Source organism: Streptomyces sp. NPDC032721 (assembly GCF_055579625.1).
On sequence record NZ_JBVIMX010000001.1, the window covers coordinates 132,526 to 150,119 of the forward strand.

Below are 17,594 nucleotides of genomic sequence, written 5' to 3' on the forward strand. Positions count from 1 at the left end.
CGTTTGACGGTCAGTTGGGCGACCGGTTCTGATCTTCCGGCTTGCTGAACTCGGCCCTTCCCGTGGGCTCCTGCGGGGCCCGGCCCGCTTCGGCGGAACTCGGTGCTCCGTCGGCCTCCGGGGCCGGCGGGGCCGTCGGCGGCCGCATCGTCTCCGACACCATGGACACGACCCGGCGTCCGCCGAGGCCGATCGAGATCAGGCCGAGTCCGTCGAAGAGCAGGGCCAGCGAGAAGAAGGTGCCGAGGACGTACAGGCTGCTGTGCGGCCAGTCGAAGAGCACCAGGAGGCCGAGCAGCAGGCCGAAGGCGCCCTGGACCAGCGTCCAGCCGAACTGCGGGCCGCGCACCACCACGCTGCCGACCACCCGGAAGAGACCACCGGTCAGGAAGAGCAGGGCGGCGAACATCGTCAGTGCCTCGGCGCTGACGACCGGGTGGCGGATGACGACGACACCGGCCGCGATGTTGAGCGCGGCGACGACGACGCCCAGCCAGAAGAAGTTGGTGCCCCGCGACTGCACCGACTGGAGCAGGCCGACGAGCCCGCCGACCAGCAGCAGCCAGCCGAACAGCACCATCGAGGTCAGTGTGGCGAAGCCCGTGTAGATGAGCCCGACCACTCCGCCGATGACCAGCAGAATGCCCAGGAAGGCCAGCCAGCCGAAGTTCCGGCTCAGCTTCTTGGTCGCGCGGTTCGGTTCGGTCCGGTCGGTCCGGTCGGTCCGGTTCGGTTCCACCATGCGAGCGCTCCTCGGTCGGCCCCCGTGCCTGCCTCGGCCCCCCGATGCTCCGATCATAGGTTCGGCGGGGGCGGATAGCATCCGGCGCATGCAGCTGCCACCCCGGGTGAATCACACCGTCGTCGACTCCACAGCCACCGTCGTGCTCTCCCACCCCGCCAAACGCAACGCGATGACGGTGGACATGTGGCGCGCACTGCCCGGGCTGCTGGCCGGGCTGGCCGCCGATCCGGGAGTGGGCGCACTGGTCCTGACGGGTGAGGGGGACACCTTCTGCGCCGGTGCGGACATCTCCGCGCTGCGCGGGCCCTGGGACGCCGGTTCCTCGCCGCAGGAGCTGGCCGTACGTGCCGAGGAGGCCCTCGCCGCCTTCCCGAAACCGACGCTGGCGGCGGTGCGCGGGTACTGCGTGGGCGGCGGAAGTCAGCTGGCCGCCGCGTGCGACCTGCGGTTCGCGGAGGAGGGTGCGCTCTTCGGGGTGACCCCGGCCAAGCTGGGCATCGTCTACCCGGCGTCGTCGACGCGCCGGCTGACCGCCCTGGTGGGGCCGTCCGCCGCCAAGTACCTGCTCTTCTCGGGCGAGTTGATCGATACGGAGCGGGCGCTGCGCACCGGTCTGGTCGACGAGGTGCTCCCGGCCGGGCAACTCGCCAAGCGGGTGGCCGAGTTCACCCGCGTACTGGTGTCGCGGTCGCGGCTGACCCAGGCGGCGGCGAAGGAGTTCGCGGACGGGCGGACCGACCGGGACGCGTACTGGGCGGAGCAGGAGCGCGGCAGCGGCGACACCGCGGAGGGTGTCGCCGCCTTCCTGGAACGGCGTCGGCCGCGCTTCGGCTGGACCGCGCCGCAGGAGCGACAGGACTGAACCGGGGCCCTCAGCGGGCGGACCGGGCGGCCGTCACTCGGCGCTCTTGGCGCGCCAGTACGCGACCAGGTCCGCCGGGGCCTTGTCCGGGGAGCCCGCGTCGTGCGGCGGCTGGGGGTCGTACTCGATCATCAGCTGGATGCTCTGGGCGGCGAACTCGCCCGCGATCTTCTCCGCCAGGGTGAGGCCCATGTCGATGCCGGAGGAGACACCCGCGGCGGTGACGTACTTGCCGTCGAAGACGACCCGCTCCCCCGTCGGCTCCACGCCGAGCCCGGCCAGGGTGTCCAGGGCCAGCCAGTGCGAGGTGGCGCGACGGCCCTTCAGGAGGCCGGCCGCGGCGAGTGCGAGGGAGCCGGTGCAGACGGAGGTCGTCCAGGTGGTGGTCGGGTCGACGGCGCGCAGCCAGTCGTGCAGGGCCGCGTTCTCCAGCTGGCCCGTCCGGTCGGGGCCGCCGGGGACGACCACGATGTCCGGGCGGGTCACCTCGGCGAAGGACTTGGTGGCGACGAGAGCGAGCTCGCCCCGGTCGTTGAGGACGGGCCCCGCCTCCGCGGCGACGAAGACGGTCTCCGCGCCGGGGAGGTGGCCGAGGGTGTCGTACGGGCCGATGGCGTCGAGGGTGGTGAAGTGCTCGTACAGGGCGATGGCGATCTGCATGGTGCGGCTCCGTGGTTGTCGGGTTGTCGGGTGGGTGTGGGTACGGGCGTGGGTGCGGCTGTCGGCGTGGTCAGTCGGCAGCCAGGGGGCGGAAGCGGCGGCGGTACTCGGCCGGGGCCGTGCCCAGGGTCTTGACGAAGGCGCGCCGCATGGCCTCGGGCGTGCCGTAGCCGCAGGTGCGGGAGATGGCCTCGACGCCGTCGGCGCTGTCCTCCAGGAGGCGGCGGGCGTGTTCGACGCGTACCCGCTCGACGTAGCGGCCGGGGGTGGTGCCGGTCTCGGCCTGGAAGGCGCGGGCGAAGTGACGGGGCGACAGGCTGGCACGGGCGGCCAGGGAGTCGACGGAGAGGTCGGCGTCCGGGTGCTCGGAGATGTACTGCTGTACGTCGCGCAACGGCTCGCGTACGGCGGTCTGGGCGGACAGCTGGGCGCTGAACTGGGCCTGGTTGCCCGGCCTGCGCAGGAAAACGACCAGGTGTCTGGCGACGGTCAGGGCGGTCTCGCGGCCGTGGTCCTCCTCGACGAGTGCGAGCGCGAGGTCGATGCCGGTGGTGACTCCGGCGGAGGTGGAGACGTGCCCGTCGCGCACGTAGATGGAGTCGGGGTCGACGTCGACCTCGGGGTGGGTACGGGCCAGGGTCTCGCTGTAGCGCCAGTGCGTGGCGGCCCGTCGGCCGTCCAGCAGTCCGGCCCCGGCCAGCAGGAAGGCCCCGGTGCAGACCGAGACGAGCCGCCCGGCACGCGCCCCGTGCGTACGCAGCCAGTCGACGAGCGCCGGATCGGCGTCCCGGGTGCCGTGGCCGCCGGGGACCAGGAGGGTGGTCCTGGTGCCGCTGCCCGGGGCGAGGCGGTCGGCGAAGGCCGCGAGGGTGGTGTCCGGGGTGAGGGTGAGGCCGCTGCTGGTGCGGACCGGGGCGCCGTCGAGGGTGGCGGTGCGGATGTCGTACGGCCTGCCGGTGGCGTACCCGGCGCCCGCGAAGACCTCCAGCGGGCCGGTCACGTCGAGGCTCTGCACGCCGTCGAAGAGCACGACCAGGACGAGTTCGGGGCGCTGTTGCGTCATGCCCTCCATGCTTCTGGACCCCGCGCATGGCCGCAATGACGAGTACCCCACCTTTCCTGCCATCGCCGTCGTGGCGGTCGGCGGCGCGCGGGGCTGTACCGACGTACTAACCAGTCGGTAACGTGCTGGGTATGACTGAGACGACTGAGACCTCCCCGCTCCCCGCCCGCGCCGGACGTCGCTGCCACAACCCGCTCAACTCGCTGCACTCGACGGTCTACTTCTCGCCCGAGTACGCCGAGGCGCTCTCCGCGATCGGCATCGACGACCCCGAGGCCCCGTTCTTCGTGGGCCGGGTCGCCGCACTGGGTCCGGTCGGTCCCGGCGTGGTCGCCGCCGCCTTCTACAACTACAACTACGAGCTGATCACCAAGGTCCTGCCGGGCCTCTGGAAGACGGTGACCCCCGAGGCCGTGCTCGACGCCCGGATGCGGGCCGCGGACGCCTCGCTGCGGCGGCTGCTCGGCGCGGAGGTGATCGCCTCCGACGAGATGGCCGAGGCCGCGGCGCTCGCGGTACGGGCCACCGAGGCGTGCTCGCGGGAGGCCAGGCCGCTGTACGCCGCCCACGCCGACCTGCCGATGCCCGACGTACCGCACCTCGCGTTCTGGCACGCGGCGACGCTGCTGCGCGAGCACCGGGGCGACGGCCACCTCGCCGCGCTGCTCACCGCCGGGCTCGACCCGGTGGAGGCGCTGGTCAGCCACACCGCCACCGGACGGGGCATGAACCCGCGCTGGGTGCTGCGCACCCGTGGCTGGTCGCGCACCGACTGGGAGGCTGCGGCCGACCGGCTGCGGGCGCGCGGGTTCCTGGACGCCGAGGGCGAGCTGACCGAGGCGGGCGTCGCACTGCGCGCGAGCATCGAGGACACCACGGACCGGCTCGACCTGGCGCCGTACGAGCACCTGGGCGCGGCCGGGGTGGAGCGGCTGACCGAGCTGGGGCGCGGCTTCCTGATGACGGCGGCGGCCGCGGGGGCGTTCCCGGAAACGCTGGTCGGGAAGGGCTGAGCGGGGCGGGTCCGCCACCGGCTTCTGGCGATCCGCTGCGTGGCGCCGCTCCCCCGCACGGCAGAATGCAGGGGCACCACAGTTGAGGTGCGACATGCACTGCCCGCAGGAGAAGGCGAGTCGGTAACACCGTGACGACGTCCATCGAAAGCATCGAAAGCAGGATCGCCGGGGAACTCGGCGTAAAGGACCGGCAGGTCAAGGCCGCCGTCGAGCTGCTCGACGGCGGCTCGACCGTTCCGTTCATCGCTCGCTACCGCAAGGAAGCGACGGAGATGCTCGACGATGCGCAGCTGCGCACGCTGGAGGAGCGGCTGCGGTATCTGCGGGAGCTGGAGGACCGCCGCTCGGCGATCCTGGATTCCGTACGGGAGCAGGGCAAGCTGGACGACGCCCTTCGGGCGCGGATCCTGGCGGCCGAGACCAAGGCGCGGCTGGAGGACATCTACCTCCCGTTCAAGCCGAAGCGGCGTACGAAGGCGCAGATCGCGCGCGAGGCCGGGCTGGCTCCGCTGGCGGAGGGCCTGCTCAAGGACCCCTCGGTCGACCCGCTGGCCGCCGCCGCGGCCTTCGTCGACGCGGACAAGGGGGTCGCGGACGCGGCTGCCGCGCTGGACGGGGCCCGGTCGATCCTCACCGAGCACTTCTCGGAGGACGCCGACCTGATCGGCGAGCTCCGCGAGCGGATGTGGTCGCGCGGCCGTCTGTCGGCGAAGGTGCGCGACGGCAAGGAGGAGGCGGGCGCGAAGTTCGCCGACTACTTCGACTTCGCCGAGCCTTTCACCGCACTGCCCTCGCACCGGGTGCTGGCGATGCTGCGCGGCGAGAAGGAGGACGTCCTCGACCTGGTCCTGGAGCCGGAGCCGGACGACTCGGAGCTGACGGGCCCGTCCTCGTACGAGAGCATGGTCGCCCGTCGTTTCGGGATCGCGGACCGTGGCCGTCCGGGTGACAAGTGGCTTGCGGACACGGTGCGTTGGGCGTGGCGGACGCGGATCCTGGTGCATCTGGGCATCGACCTGCGGCTGCGGCTGCGCACGGCCGCCGAGGACGAGGCGGTACGGGTCTTCGCGGCGAACCTTCGCGACCTGCTGCTCGCGGCCCCGGCCGGGACGCGGGCGACGCTGGGCCTCGACCCCGGTTTCCGTACGGGCGTGAAGGTCGCCGTCGTGGACGCCACCGGCAAGGTGCTGGCCACGGACGTCATCCACCCGCACGTACCGGCCAACCGGTGGGACGAGGCGCTGGGCAAGCTGGCGCGGCTGGCGAAGGAGCACGCGGTCGAGCTGATCGCGATCGGCAACGGGACCGCGTCCCGGGAGACCGACAAGCTGGCCGGTGAACTGATCGCCGCGCACCCGGAGTTGAAGCTCACCAAGGTGATGGTGTCCGAGGCCGGGGCTTCGGTGTACTCGGCTTCCGCCTTCGCCTCGCAGGAACTGCCGGACATGGACGTCTCGCTGCGCGGCGCGGTGTCCATCGCGCGGCGGCTGCAGGACCCGCTGGCCGAACTGGTGAAGATCGACCCGAAGTCGATCGGTGTCGGCCAGTACCAGCACGACCTGTCGGAAGTGAAGCTGTCGCGCTCGCTGGACGCGGTCGTCGAGGACTGTGTGAACGGGGTGGGGGTCGACGTCAACACGGCGTCGGCGCCGCTGCTTTCGCGGGTCTCCGGCATCGGCTCCGGGCTCGCGGAGAACATCGTCGCGCACCGGGACACCCACGGCCCCTTCCGGTCGCGGAAGGCCCTGAAGGACGTGGCACGGCTGGGTCCCAAGGCGTACGAGCAGTGCGCGGGCTTCCTGCGGATCCGGGACGGGGAGGACCCGCTCGACGCGTCGAGCGTGCACCCGGAGGCGTATCCGGTGGTGCGGGCGATGGCGAAGTCGTCGGGCGCCGGGACCCTGGTGGGGAACGTGGAGGTGCTGCGCGGGCTGCGGGCGGCGGACTTCGTGAACGACAAGTTCGGCCTGCCGACGGTGTCGGACATCCTGAAGGAACTGGAGAAGCCGGGACGGGACCCGCGTCCCGCGTTCAAGACGGCCACCTTCAAGGACGGCGTCGAGAAGATCGGCGACCTGGCGGCCGGAATGATCCTGGAGGGTGTCGTCACGAACGTGGCGGCGTTCGGCGCCTTCGTGGACGTCGGGGTGCACCAGGACGGACTGGTGCACGTGTCGGCACTGTCGAAGACCTTCGTCAAGGACCCCCGGGACGTGGTGAAGCCGGGCGACGTGGTGCGGGTGAAGGTGATGGACGTCGACATTCCGCGCAAGCGGATCTCGCTGACGCTGCGGCTGGAGGACGAGGCCGGAGACACCTCACGGCGCTCTTCCGGCGGATCGCGTTCCGGTGAGGCGGAGGGGCGTCCGCCGAGGCAGCGCCAGGGCGGCGGCGAGCGCGGCCAGGGTCGCCAGGGCGGCCAGGGCCGGCAGGGTCAGGGCGGCCAAGGGCGTCAGGGACAAGGCGGCGGTCGGCAGCAGCGCGGCGGTGGCGGCGGCGGCCGGTCTGCGGGCGGTCCCGCGCCGGCCAACAGCGCGATGGCGGACGCGCTGCGCAGGGCGGGTCTGACGGACCCGGGGAAGCGCGGCTGACGGACTGGTGCGGGAGGGGGGCCGGGGCACGGGGAGTTGACTCCGCTCCCCCGGTCCCCCTCCCGACGTGTTGCCGCAGCGGCCCTTCACACGGCCGGTCGGGCCCGCGTCGTGTCACTGGCCGTACTCGTCAGCTGGTCCGCCCTCGGCAGGTCCGTGCCGCCGTTACGGGGCCGGGGCGTCAGGCTGGTGACGAGGCGGCCGACCGGTGCCGGGGTGCGCGGTGCGTTCCGGCGGGACGGGTCGGGGGTTCCGACGTACAGCCAGCCGATGACCCTTTCGTGCGGGGCGAGTTCTAGCAGGGAGCGGACGCCCGGCGAGCCGACGGACGTGCCGGTGCGCCAGATGCTGCCGTAGCCCCGGTCGTGCAGCAGGAGCGTCAGAGAGTCGACCATGGCGCTGCTCGCGGCGAGCTGTTCCCAGTCGGGAACCCGGTGGTTGCGCTTGGGCGCGAACACCAGGGTCGCGACGAGCGGCGCGCGCAGCGGCTTGCGCAGTTCGCGCCGTACGGTCTCCGGGTCGCCGCCGCCCAGCGCCCAGGTCTCGCCCAGTGCCTCCCGGCCGTCGCCTCGTACGAGGATCCACCGCCAGGGGCGCAGGCGGCCGTGGTCGGGTGCGGTGGCGGCCCAGCCGAGCAGATCGACGAACTCCGCATCGCTGGGGGCCGGTTCGGTCAGCCGGTGCTCGCTGCGCCGGGTCCGGATCGCGGTTTCCAGCTCCATGCTCCTCCTAGGATTCGTTGGTGCTGCACGCGCGGCTCGGCGCTCAGGCTCGCTGCTGGGGCAGCCAGAAGGAGCGCAGGCCCCGGGCGGCGGCGAGGCGGTCGCGGGCCATGCAGGTGGCCGCGCCCGCGGTGCTGATGTTGAGGTCCTTGGCGCGGCCGAAGATCTCGGTGAGGCGTTGCGGTATCAACTCCGCGCGGCGGCGCACCCGTTGCATGTCGTGGCCCGCCGGGTGCAGTTCGTCGACGACCTGGACCAGACCGAGTGCGTTGATCACGAAGTCCGGCGCATAGAGGATGCCGCGCGCCATGAGCCGGTCGGCGACGGCGGTCGATACCAGTTGGTTGTTGGCTCCTCCCGCGACGACGCGGCAGCGCAGGCTGTCCGCGAGGTCCAGGTCGATGACGTTGCCGACGGCGTTCGGGCTGAGGACGTCCACGTCGAGGAGGTAGAGCTTCTCGCGGGTCACCACCTCGGCGCCGTACGTCTCGGCCACCCGTGCGGCCTTCTCCTCGTCGATGTCGGCGACGGTCAGCCGGGCGCCGCCCTCGGCGAGGTGGGCGGCCAGGCTGGCTCCCACCTTGCCCACGCCGTCGATGGCGACGTGGCGGCCCTGGAGGCTGTCGCTGCCGTCGAGGTGGGTCAGGCAGGCCCGGATGCCCAGGCTCACCCCGTACCCGGTCATCGCGCCGGACTCGCCGGAGCCGCCGTCCTCGACGTCCAGGCCGCGTATCCAGCGCGACTCCTTCTGCATGATGCGCAGGTCGTCGGTGGTGATGCCCATGTCGCAGGCGGCGATGTACCGCCCGGAGAGGCTCTCGACCGCCTGGCCGAATGCGCGGAGCAGGGTCTCCGACTTCTCCGTGCCGTTGCCGCCGAAGATGACCGCCTTGCCGCCGCCGATGTCGAGTCCGGCACAGGCCGCCTTGTACGTCATCGCGCGGGAGAGCCGCAGCGCGTCGTCGAGGGCCTGTTCCTCGTCGCGGTACGGGAGGAAGCGGACCCCGCCGAGTGCCGGGCCCAGCAGTGTCGAATGAATGGCGATGACACACCGGAGCCCGCCGGGGCCCGAGGTGAACAGAACCTGCTCGTGGCCTTCCATGTCCTTGAAAACGCTCATCACCCGTCCCGGGGTCCGATCCGTGCCGGACGGCCGGGCGGCCCCCTCCAGGCAAGGGGGCCGCCCGGCCGTCCGGCCGAGGTCTGCGGTCGCGCGGCCGTGCGGACCGTGGTGCGGTGGGCGCGGCCGCGCGGCCAGGTGACTGTGCGGCTGCGCGGCTGCCCGGCTACGCGGCCTTCTGCGTGCCGGAGGCCAGCAGTGCCGCGTCCAGGACGTCCCAGAGCGCGCACAGCGAGGAGAGGAAGTCCTCCACGCCCTGCTCGATCTGCTCGCTGTTCGACGCGTCCATCACGGTCGAGACGGCCTTGATCACATTGGCCTCGTGCTGCTGCTCGGCACCGGAGTCGCCCCAGTGCTCGGCCAGGTAGTGCATCTCGGGCTCGTCGATGTCGGTCCGGTAGTGACCGGAGTCGACCAGGGCCCGCTTCTCGCCGGGGATCAGCGACTGGTTGGAGATGATCTCCAGGGCGAGCGCGGTACCGAGGTTGCGGACGGTGGTCGCGGCGTCGGCGGAGAAGCGCCGCTCGAACACTTCGATGGCGGCGGCCGCCTGGGCGGTGAGGCCGGTCTTCGGGTCGTACCCGGGCAACCCGGACAGGAGCCGGTCCGACTGCTCCTTGAGCCACGCCTCGACCTGCTCGGTGTCGTACACGTCGCCGAACACCCGGGACCCGCTGCGGTTGACGATGTGGCCGGCCATGGTGGCGAGTTCGGGACCGTGCCCGGCCTCGCTGTCGACGATCTCCTCGATGAGGAGCGCCTGCTCCTCCCAGCCCAGGCCGCGCAGCGCGGCGGGGAACTCTCCGCCGGGACGGGTCGAGGAGCAGAACGACTGCACCTGGTGGAAGAGCGCGCCGGACACTTCGGGGGTGGGCGGAGCCGCTGCCCAGTGCTCGTAGAACGGGTGCTCGAAGACGCGGTGTGTCTTGATCCGGTCGATCAGCATTTCGGTCGTCGTCATCGATTCCTTCTCCGGTGAGGGGGATGGTTTCCGGACGGTGCGCCCGTCCGGGATGGACCGTGCGGATCAGGCGTACTGCAGCTGCGAGGGGTCGACCTTGGGCACGGAGAAGCCGATCTTCTCGATGTGCCCGGCTATCGAGGTCTTGTACAGCTCGCGGAGTTCTCCGTTGTCGTGCTTGCGCAGGCCCCAGCGGACCGCGAGCCGGCCCCGGCGGGAATCGGGGCGGCCGAACATGTCGAGGGCCATCGGGTAGAACTTGTCCAGCGCTTTCTGGGCGCGGTCGCGGGAGGCGCCACCGGCGTCGTACGACTGCTGCATCAGCCGCTTTCCGTAACCGAAGTGCCTGGCCTCCTCCTTGAGGATCGCGGCGGCTTCTTCGCGCAGCGGCTCATAGGTGCTGTCGACCATTTCCTTGATCTGGAAATGTCCTTCGAGTTCGCAGAGGAAGCTAAAGGCGGCGCGCTCCTCCCACACGCTGAACTGCGTCGTCATGCTCTCGGCCGGGAAGTAGCGCCGGTCCGCCACCGCCTGGTCGACCATGTGCGAGGTGTCGATTCCGAGCGGGGTGAGCAGTCTGGCGAAGCGCCGGAAGTGGTCGACCTCCTCCATGCCGAACTTCAGGCACATGTACCGCTCGTCGGCGTTGGGGGCCAGCGGATAGAAGGAATTGACGTAGGTGTCCCCCGCGCTCAATTCCCCTTCGCCGTTGGCGAGCATTTGATGGGTCAGCACCTCACGGTATTCCTCCGGGAGTTCACCGACGTTTCCCAGGTCCACGGTGTCGGAAAATACATTCGCCATACGAATTTCCCTCCGGGTAGCTGATGAATTTGAGCCTATCCGGCGGAAACACGGCTCCGGTAGGCCACGAAGGTGCCATCCGGCCGGGGCTCGATGGGAGTAGCCGACTGGTACTTTCGGGGTACTTCTAGGGTGCCTTCGCGGTTCCCTTCGCGGTTCCCTTCGGGGTTCCTTCTGGGTTCCTTCGGGGGCGTGGGGAAATGCTTCTGCCCCTGTCGTGCACGGACCGGATCCGTGTGCGACAGGGGCAGAAGTGGGAGTGCTGGGGCGGGGGTTCAGCCGCCGTTGCGCTCCGGCGGGCGGATGTAGGTCAGGGTGTGGTGGGAGACGACCTTGCCGGCGGTGTCGGTCGTGGTGGCCGTTCCGTAGACGATCAGGCGGCCGGGCCGCAGGATCGTGGACTCGCAGAACAGGTCGGTGCGGGCGGGGCCGAGGAAGCTGGTGGTCATCTGCTGGGTGACCGAGGGGTCGTCCTCGCCGAACAGGGACATGATCGCGATCCAGCAGGTCACGTCCGCGAGCGTCATGGCACAGCCGCCCTGGAGGACGCCGCCCGGCCGGAACAGTTCGGGCCGCTGCGGCAGGGAGACCCGGGCCGTTCCTTTGCCGACCTCGTCGACCCGGAATCCCCACCAGGGGCCGAAGGGGCTCTTGTCCAGGACCGCTTGGGCTGCGTCGAGATCAATCATCGGAGGAACATAACAGCAACCGGAGGACCGAAACATCGGGCACCGAACACAATAGGACTGATTCACAAGGGAGTTGACTCGTCGTCAACTGTTGTCCGGCTCCGCGTCGGGGTGCCATTCCGGCCGGTCACGTCTCGGTCCGTACCGGGAGACCAGGAGTGCCGCCTCCACCCGGTTGGTGGCCGAGAGTTTCGTCATCCCGTGGTGGACGTGTTTCTTGACGGTGTTCTCCGTGATGTGCAGGTTCGAGCCGATCTGCTTGTTCGTCATTCCGGCCGCCAGCAGGAGCAGTACGTCGTGCTCGCGCGAGGTGAGGTTCGAGATCTCCGGCGGGGCCGCGGGGGCCGGGTGTTCGACGCCGACCTCGGAGAGCTGGTCGTGCGGCAGCAGGTACACGGCGCAGCCCCGGCTCACCAACGCGACCACGGTGACGAAGTCCTCCTGGAGGATGTCCAGGCCCATGAATCCGGCGACCTTCGCCCGTAGCGCGTCCTGGATCGTCAGGGCGGAGCCGTGGCTCCACAGCACCACGATCGAGACGTGCGGGCCGACCGCGCCGACGAGCCGGTGGAAGTCCTCGCCGGAGAGCTTGCGCAGGTGGAGCAGCACGATGTCGGGACACTCGCGGTCCACGGCGGCCCGTACGCCCTCGAAGTCCTGTGCCACTCCGGCCACGTCGAGCCCGGGAGCCTCCCGGACCATGGCGAGCAGGCCGGACCGGGTGACGACCTGGTCATCGGCGATCAGCAGCTGGGTGCGTCGCTCGTGTCGCTCGTGTCGCTCGTGTGCTGTCTCGGTCCACGGGCACGGGATCTCCGGACGGGGTGGGGCCGGGGGCCGTGCGCCTTGCGGGCTCTGCTGATGTGAAGGATCAACCTCAACTGGCATCGGCACGTACCCCATGGCACCACGGAGCCGACGCCGTGCGATACGCCTCATTCAGCCGCGCGGAAACCTCCTACCGAAGGTGTACGCGGGGCTGTTCCACTCCGTCGAAGTGATGAGGTTCGGATTGCGGACCGGTGACGGGCCGGTGGCCGGGGCGTGCGCCCGGGCACCGGCCGCACGGCCTCACACCTCGGTGACCTTGCCCTGCTCGACGCCTACCCGGCGGGTGGTGCGGACCGCGTCCAGCATCCGCCGGTCGTGCGTGACCAGCAGCAGCGTCCCCTCGTACGACTCCAGGGCCGATTCCAGTTGTTCGATCGCGGGGAGGTCGAGGTGGTTCGTCGGCTCGTCCAGGACCAGGAGGTTGACGCCCCGGCCCTGGAGGAGGGCGAGTGCCGCACGGGTGCGTTCGCCCGGGGAGAGGGTGGTGGCCGGGCGCAGTACGTGCTCGGCGCGCAGGCCGAACTTGGCCAGCAGGGTGCGGACTTCGGCCGGTTCCGTTTCCGGTACGGCGGCCGAGAAGGCGTCCAGCAGGGTTTCCGCACCGTAGAAGAGGCCTCGGGCCTGGTCCACTTCGCCGACCACGACGCCGGGGCCGAGCACCGAGTCACCCTCGTCGAGCGGGAGCCGGCCGAGCATGGCTGCCAACAGGGTTGACTTTCCGGATCCGTTGGCTCCGGTGATGGCCACCCGGTCCGCCCAGTCGATCTGGAGCGAGACCGGACCGAAGGTGAAGTCGCCCCGGCGCACGGTGGCCCCGCGCATGGTCGCCACGACCGCGCCGGAGCGCGGGGCGGCGGCGATCTCCATCCGGAGCTCCCACTCCTTGCGGGGCTCCTCGACGACGTCGAGCCGCTCGATCATGCGCTGGGTCTGGCGGGCCTTCGCGGCCTGCTTCTCGCTGGCCTCGCTGCGCATGTTGCGGCCGATCTTGTCGCCGTCGGTGGACTTGCGGCGGGCGTTGCGCACGCCCTTGTCCATCCAGCCGCGCTGCATCTGCGCACGGCCCTCCAGGGCGGCCTTCTTGTCGACGAACTCGTCGAACTCCTCGCGGGCGTGCCGGCGGGCGGTGTCGCGCTCTTCGAGGTAGGCCGCGTAGCCACCGCCGTACAGCTTGATCTGCTGCTGGGCCAGGTCGAGTTCGAGGACCTTGGTGACGGTACGGGTGAGGAACTCGCGGTCGTGGCTGATGACGACGGTGCCGGCGCGCAGGCCCTTGACGAAGCTCTCCAGGCGTTCGAGGCCGTCCAGGTCGAGGTCGTTGGTGGGCTCGTCGAGGAGGAAGACGTCGTACCGGGAGAGGAGGAGGGACGCGAGTCCGGCGCGGGCGGCCTGGCCGCCGGAGAGGCCGGTCATCGGCTGGTCGAGGCCGACGGTCAGCCCGAGGGACGCGGCGACCTCCTCGGCCCGCTCGTCGAGGTCCGCGCCGCCGAGGTCGAGCCAGCGGTCGAGGCCGGTGGCGTAGGCGTCGTCGGCGCCGGGCGCGCCGTCGACCAGTGCCTGGGTGGCCGTGTCGAGCGCGAGCTGGGCGGCGGCGACGCCGGTGCGGCGGGCGAGGAAGTCGCGGACGGTCTCGCCTTCGCGGCGCTCGGGCTCCTGGGGGAGGTGGCCGACGGTGGCGGTGGGCGGCGAGAGCCGGAGCTCGCCGGACTCCGGGGCGTCCAGCCCGGCCAGCAGGCGCAGGAGGGTGGACTTGCCCGCTCCGTTGACTCCGACCAGGCCGATGACGTCGCCGGGGGCGATGACGAGGTCGAGGCCGGAGAAGAGGGTGCGGTCGCCGTGGCCGGCGGCGAGGTCTTTGGCGACGAGGGTTGCAGTCATGAGGGGTCGATCTTAATCGAGGTGGGGGTGCTGCTCCCCCTCGCGGCGGAGGGGGGCGGGCGCTGGCGCGTGGCGCTGGAAGGGTTGTGCGGTGTCGCGCCTGCGGCGGGCCGTGGGACGCCCCTCCCCGCCCCTTCCCGCTGCGCTCGATGTGCGGCTGCCGCCGCGTGGCGCCCGAAGCGTTCAGCGGTGTCGCGCCTGCGGCGGGCCAGTGCCCCACCCCAGCCCTTCCCGCTGTGCTCAATATGCGGCTGCCGCCGCGTGGCGCCCGAAGCGTTCAGCGGTGTCGCGCCTGCGGCGGGCGATGCCCCACCCCACCCCTTCACCTAAACCGCTCCGCGGGGCCAGGGGTTCGCACGCGCGGGTCGAGTGTGGTTGCTCGCGCAGTTCCCCGCGCCCCCAACTACGAGTACTCAGGGGCGCGGGGAACTGCGCGGCCAGCCACGTACCACCTGCACATGACCACCGGCCGTGGCCGGGCCCGCCACCTGCCCCCACCCACTCGCCCGCACGAGCCGGGGCCTGGGGCAGCGCCCCAGTTCGGGAAGGGGCGGGGAGGGGAACTGCCCCGTGCAGCGGACCCCCGCCCCCTCGATCAGCGGGCCATCGGGGTCGTCAGGACTCCGCCCATCGTCCGGGCCACCAGGTACGAGCTGCCTCGGGTCGCCCTCTCGTTCAGGGGGATCCGGTGTTTGCCCGGTTCCAGGAGACCCTCGAAGACCACCTCCGTGCGCGTCCGGTGCAGGCGGTCCTGGCGGTACGCGACCAGCTGGACCCGGCACGTCGAGGTGACTTCCACGCCCGCCTCGCCGTCCGCCGCGACCAGGCGGACCAACCGGCGCTGTTCCGGCGGCGTGCGGTCCAGCGCGTGTTCCAGCTGGGCCACCAGGAGCGGGACTATCGGGGCGTGGCCCTCCACGTAGGCGGGTTCGACTCCTGCTCTCGCGAAGGCTTCCCGTACCGCCGCCTTCTCGTGTTCGGCGATCGACCGGCCGAACGCCACCGCACCGTACGTCCGGATCTCGTCCGGCGGCACCCGGTCCGCGTTCTCGGCGATCTCCGCGCCGATGTTGATGGTGCGCAGCGCCGCCGCCAGCTTGGCGAGGACGGCTACGCGCGAGCCGATCAGGAGGACCCGCCGGCCGAGCGGGGCGGGGGCCGCCGGGTCGGTTTCCGGGAGGAGGCGGCTCAGTTCCGCGCGGTAGGTGTCCGCGTCGAAGCGGAACGGCCCTATGCCGTGGTAGCCGTCGCGGTCCAGGTCCGTGGTGTCCGTCGTCTGCCAGGCGAAGTCCCGCCAGACGATGTCGGCGCCGTCGCGCTCGATGACCGCCGTCACCGCGCCGCATTCGAGGCTCTCGCAGTCGGGGCAGCCGTAGATGACGTACCGCCCGCCGGGAAGCGGAGGTGCGGCTTCCAGGAGGAGTCTGCGGACGTGCGTGGTGAAGATGGCCGGTGGGACGTCGGACGCCAGCGGGGACACGGCGTCGAGGTCGGACAGCTGGTGGAGGAGGGGGCGGCCGTCGACGATGAAGTCCATGAAGTCGCGGTGCAGTTGATAGGCACCGGTGGCGAGAACTCCACCGGCCCGTATCGCCGGGGCCAGCCCGAAGGTCGCGTGCGCGGCAGACATGGGGTGAGTATCCCCAGTGGGGGTGCGTTGTGCGCACTGGATCGTGAATTCGGTGAGGGAGGGGTGGGTGGGGGCGGGGCGGGGTGGGGGCGGGGCCAGGGAGCGGGCGAGGGAGAGTGGTCTCCTTCTGTGTGCCGCTTCGGTCTCGTCCCCGTCCCGCCCCCGCCTTCCCGTTCTCGTCAGGGCTTGGGGGTGGTGCCCTCCGTGCCCGCTTCCGTACTGCCGGATGACGTGGCGCCGGATGACGTGGCGGCGGTGACGGCGTCGGCGCTGGTGCCTTCGCCGTTCCCCGTGCCCGGGCCGATGCGGAGCTCGAAGTCGCCGTCGTACTTCAGGTGACCCTCGATGACCGCCGACTCGACGGCCTCGACGCCCATCTCGCCCCGTACGATCAGCGGGTCGCAGCGCAGGTCGCGCATGAGTGCCACGCACATGCCGACCATGACCACGGCGAAGGGTGCCGCGACCAGGATCGTCAGGTTCTGCAGGCCCTTGAGCGCGTCGTCCTCGCCGTCGCCGATCAGCAGCATGACCGCCGCGACCGCTCCGGTGACCACGCCCCAGAAGATGACGACCAGCTTGGTCGGTTCGAAGGAGCCCTTCTGGGAGAGGGTGCCCATCACGATCGAGGCCGCGTCGGCGCCCGAGACGAAGAAGATGCCGACCAGGATCATCACCAAGATGCTGGTGACCGTGGCGATCGGGAACTCCTTGAGCAGGCCGAAGAGCTGGCCCTCGGGGGTCGCCTCGTCGGCGAGGTTGCCCGCTTCCTTCATCTTCATCGCGGTGCCGCCGAAGACGGCGAACCACAGCAGGCTGACCGTGCTGGGGACCAGGATGACGCCGCCGACGAACTGGCGGATGGTGCGGCCCCGGCTGATGCGCGCGATGAACATGCCGACGAAGGGCGTCCAGGAGATCCACCAGGCCCAGTAGAAGACCGTCCAGCTGCCGAGCCAGGTCGCGACGTCCTTGCCGCCGGTGGCCTCGGTGCGGCCGATGAGCTGCGGCAGGTCGCCGAGGTAGGCGCCGATGGAGGTGGGGATGAGGTCCAGCACGATGATCGTGGGGCCCGCGACGAAGACGAAGACGACCAGGAGGAGAGCCAGCACCATGTTGGTGTTGGACAGCCACTGGATGCCCTTCTCGACGCCGGAGACCGCGGAGGCGACGAAGGCCACGGTGAGGACGGCGATGATGGAGATCAGCAGGCCGGTGCCGGCCTTCTCCATCCAGCCGAGCTCCTTCATGCCGCTGCCGATCTGGAGCGCGCCCAGGCCCAGCGAGGCCGCCGAGCCGAAGAGCGTCGCGAAGATGGCGAGGATGTCGATGAAGCGGCCGACGCCGCCGTTGGCGCGCTTCTCGCCGATCAGCGGGGTGAAGACCGCGCTGATCGTCTGGCGGCGGCGACGGCGGAAGGTGCTGTACGCGATGGCCAGGCCGACCACCGCGTAGATCGCCCACGGGTGCAGCGTCCAGTGGAAGAGGGTGGTGGCCATCGCGGTCTGCATGGCTTCCGCCGCGTTGGCGGGGTCGGTGCCCGGCGGCGGGGAGCTGAAGTGGCCGAGCGGCTCACTCACTCCGTAGAACATCAGGCCGATGCCCATGCCGGCGCTGAACATCATCGCGACCCAGGAGACCGTACGGAACTCCGGCTTCTCGCCCTCTTCGCCGAGCGTGATCTTCCCGTAGCGGCTCACCGCGAGCCACAGCGCGAAGACGACGAAGGCGGAAGCAGCCAGTATGAACGCCCAGCCACCGTTGTGGATCAGGCCGTTGAGCATCTTGGTGGAGGCATCCTCCAGGGACTGCGTGGCGATGGCTCCCCAGAGCACGAACGCGAGCGTGAGCGCGGCGGTGACGCCGAACACGATGCGGTCGGTCTGTGGGCGCCGTGTGGTGTGCGGGCTGCCGGGCAGGTCCGCCATGACTGGCGAAGCTGCCCGGCTGTCCGACGACTGGTCGTCCTGGGACACGTGGGTCACCTTTCGGGTAGGGAGGATTCCCTGCCGCTACCCGGTA

General features: G+C 71.0%; 15 protein-coding genes. 3 read left to right on the plus strand and 12 right to left on the minus strand.

Features of this window, described 5'->3' with window-relative positions; all coding sequences use genetic code 11:
* Window positions 1–10: 10 nt before the first annotated feature.
* Window positions 11–742: an HdeD family acid-resistance protein gene (locus ACZ5PB_RS00580; RefSeq protein ID WP_468686543.1), complete on the minus strand. Its 732-nt coding sequence runs from the start codon at window positions 740–742 to the stop codon at window positions 11–13.
* Between the two features lie 88 nt (window positions 743–830).
* Between ACZ5PB_RS00580 and ACZ5PB_RS00585 the strand changes: the two genes are divergently transcribed.
* Window positions 831–1,607, plus strand: a complete 777-nt coding sequence (locus ACZ5PB_RS00585; protein WP_468686545.1) for an enoyl-CoA hydratase/isomerase family protein — start codon at window positions 831–833, stop codon at window positions 1,605–1,607.
* 33 nt (window positions 1,608–1,640) lie between these two features.
* Here ACZ5PB_RS00585 and ACZ5PB_RS00590 read toward each other — a convergent pair whose 3' ends face one another.
* Both ACZ5PB_RS00590 and ACZ5PB_RS00595 read right to left on the minus strand, forming a co-directional pair.
* Complete coding sequence (locus ACZ5PB_RS00590) at window positions 1,641–2,267, minus strand: DJ-1/PfpI family protein (protein WP_468686546.1); 627 nt, start codon at window positions 2,265–2,267, stop codon at window positions 1,641–1,643.
* Between the two features lie 70 nt (window positions 2,268–2,337).
* Window positions 2,338–3,330, minus strand: a complete 993-nt coding sequence (locus ACZ5PB_RS00595) for a GlxA family transcriptional regulator (RefSeq protein ID WP_468686548.1) — start codon at window positions 3,328–3,330, stop codon at window positions 2,338–2,340.
* Between the two features lie 131 nt (window positions 3,331–3,461).
* Here ACZ5PB_RS00595 and ACZ5PB_RS00600 point away from each other — a divergent pair, with 131 nt between their 5' ends.
* Both ACZ5PB_RS00600 and ACZ5PB_RS00605 read left to right on the plus strand, forming a co-directional pair.
* Window positions 3,462–4,343 carry an SCO6745 family protein gene (locus ACZ5PB_RS00600; RefSeq protein ID WP_468686549.1) on the plus strand — a complete coding sequence of 294 codons (882 nt, stop codon included), beginning with the start codon at window positions 3,462–3,464 and terminating at the stop codon, window positions 4,341–4,343.
* Between the two features lie 131 nt (window positions 4,344–4,474).
* Complete coding sequence (locus ACZ5PB_RS00605) at window positions 4,475–6,937, plus strand: Tex family protein (RefSeq protein ID WP_468686550.1); 2,463 nt, start codon at window positions 4,475–4,477, stop codon at window positions 6,935–6,937.
* 86 nt (window positions 6,938–7,023) lie between these two features.
* Here the strand turns inward: ACZ5PB_RS00605 and ACZ5PB_RS00610 are convergent, their stop codons facing one another.
* The 9 genes from ACZ5PB_RS00610 to ACZ5PB_RS00650 form a co-directional block, all read right to left on the minus strand.
* A complete protein-coding gene (locus ACZ5PB_RS00610) occupies window positions 7,024–7,659 on the minus strand; it encodes a nitroreductase family protein (RefSeq protein WP_468686552.1) in 636 nt (211 codons plus the stop codon).
* 43 nt (window positions 7,660–7,702) lie between these two features.
* On the minus strand, window positions 7,703–8,779 hold the full coding sequence (locus ACZ5PB_RS00615) for a Glu/Leu/Phe/Val family dehydrogenase (RefSeq protein ID WP_468686554.1): 1,077 nt from the start codon (window positions 8,777–8,779) through the stop codon (window positions 7,703–7,705).
* A gap of 166 nt (window positions 8,780–8,945) precedes the next feature.
* Entirely contained in the window at window positions 8,946–9,740 is a 795-nt protein-coding gene (locus ACZ5PB_RS00620) for a hypothetical protein (protein WP_468686555.1), read from the minus strand.
* 66 nt (window positions 9,741–9,806) lie between these two features.
* Window positions 9,807–10,544 carry a Phenylacetic acid catabolic protein gene (locus tag ACZ5PB_RS00625; RefSeq protein ID WP_468686557.1) on the minus strand — a complete coding sequence of 246 codons (738 nt, stop codon included), beginning with the start codon at window positions 10,542–10,544 and terminating at the stop codon, window positions 9,807–9,809.
* Between the two features lie 275 nt (window positions 10,545–10,819).
* A complete protein-coding gene (locus ACZ5PB_RS00630; protein WP_468686559.1) occupies window positions 10,820–11,233 on the minus strand; it encodes a PaaI family thioesterase in 414 nt (137 codons plus the stop codon).
* A gap of 84 nt (window positions 11,234–11,317) precedes the next feature.
* Window positions 11,318–12,121 carry a LuxR C-terminal-related transcriptional regulator gene (locus tag ACZ5PB_RS00635; protein ID WP_468686560.1) on the minus strand — a complete coding sequence of 268 codons (804 nt, stop codon included), beginning with the start codon at window positions 12,119–12,121 and terminating at the stop codon, window positions 11,318–11,320.
* Between the two features lie 183 nt (window positions 12,122–12,304).
* Complete coding sequence (locus ACZ5PB_RS00640; protein WP_468686562.1) at window positions 12,305–13,942, minus strand: ABC-F family ATP-binding cassette domain-containing protein; 1,638 nt, start codon at window positions 13,940–13,942, stop codon at window positions 12,305–12,307.
* Window positions 13,943–14,537: 595 nt separating this feature from the next.
* Window positions 14,538–15,572, minus strand: coding sequence for an oxidoreductase (locus ACZ5PB_RS00645; RefSeq protein WP_468686563.1), 1,035 nt, complete (start codon window positions 15,570–15,572; stop codon window positions 14,538–14,540).
* Window positions 15,573–15,751: 179 nt separating this feature from the next.
* Complete coding sequence (locus ACZ5PB_RS00650) at window positions 15,752–17,548, minus strand: BCCT family transporter (protein ID WP_468686564.1); 1,797 nt, start codon at window positions 17,546–17,548, stop codon at window positions 15,752–15,754.
* Window positions 17,549–17,594 lie beyond the last annotated feature (46 nt).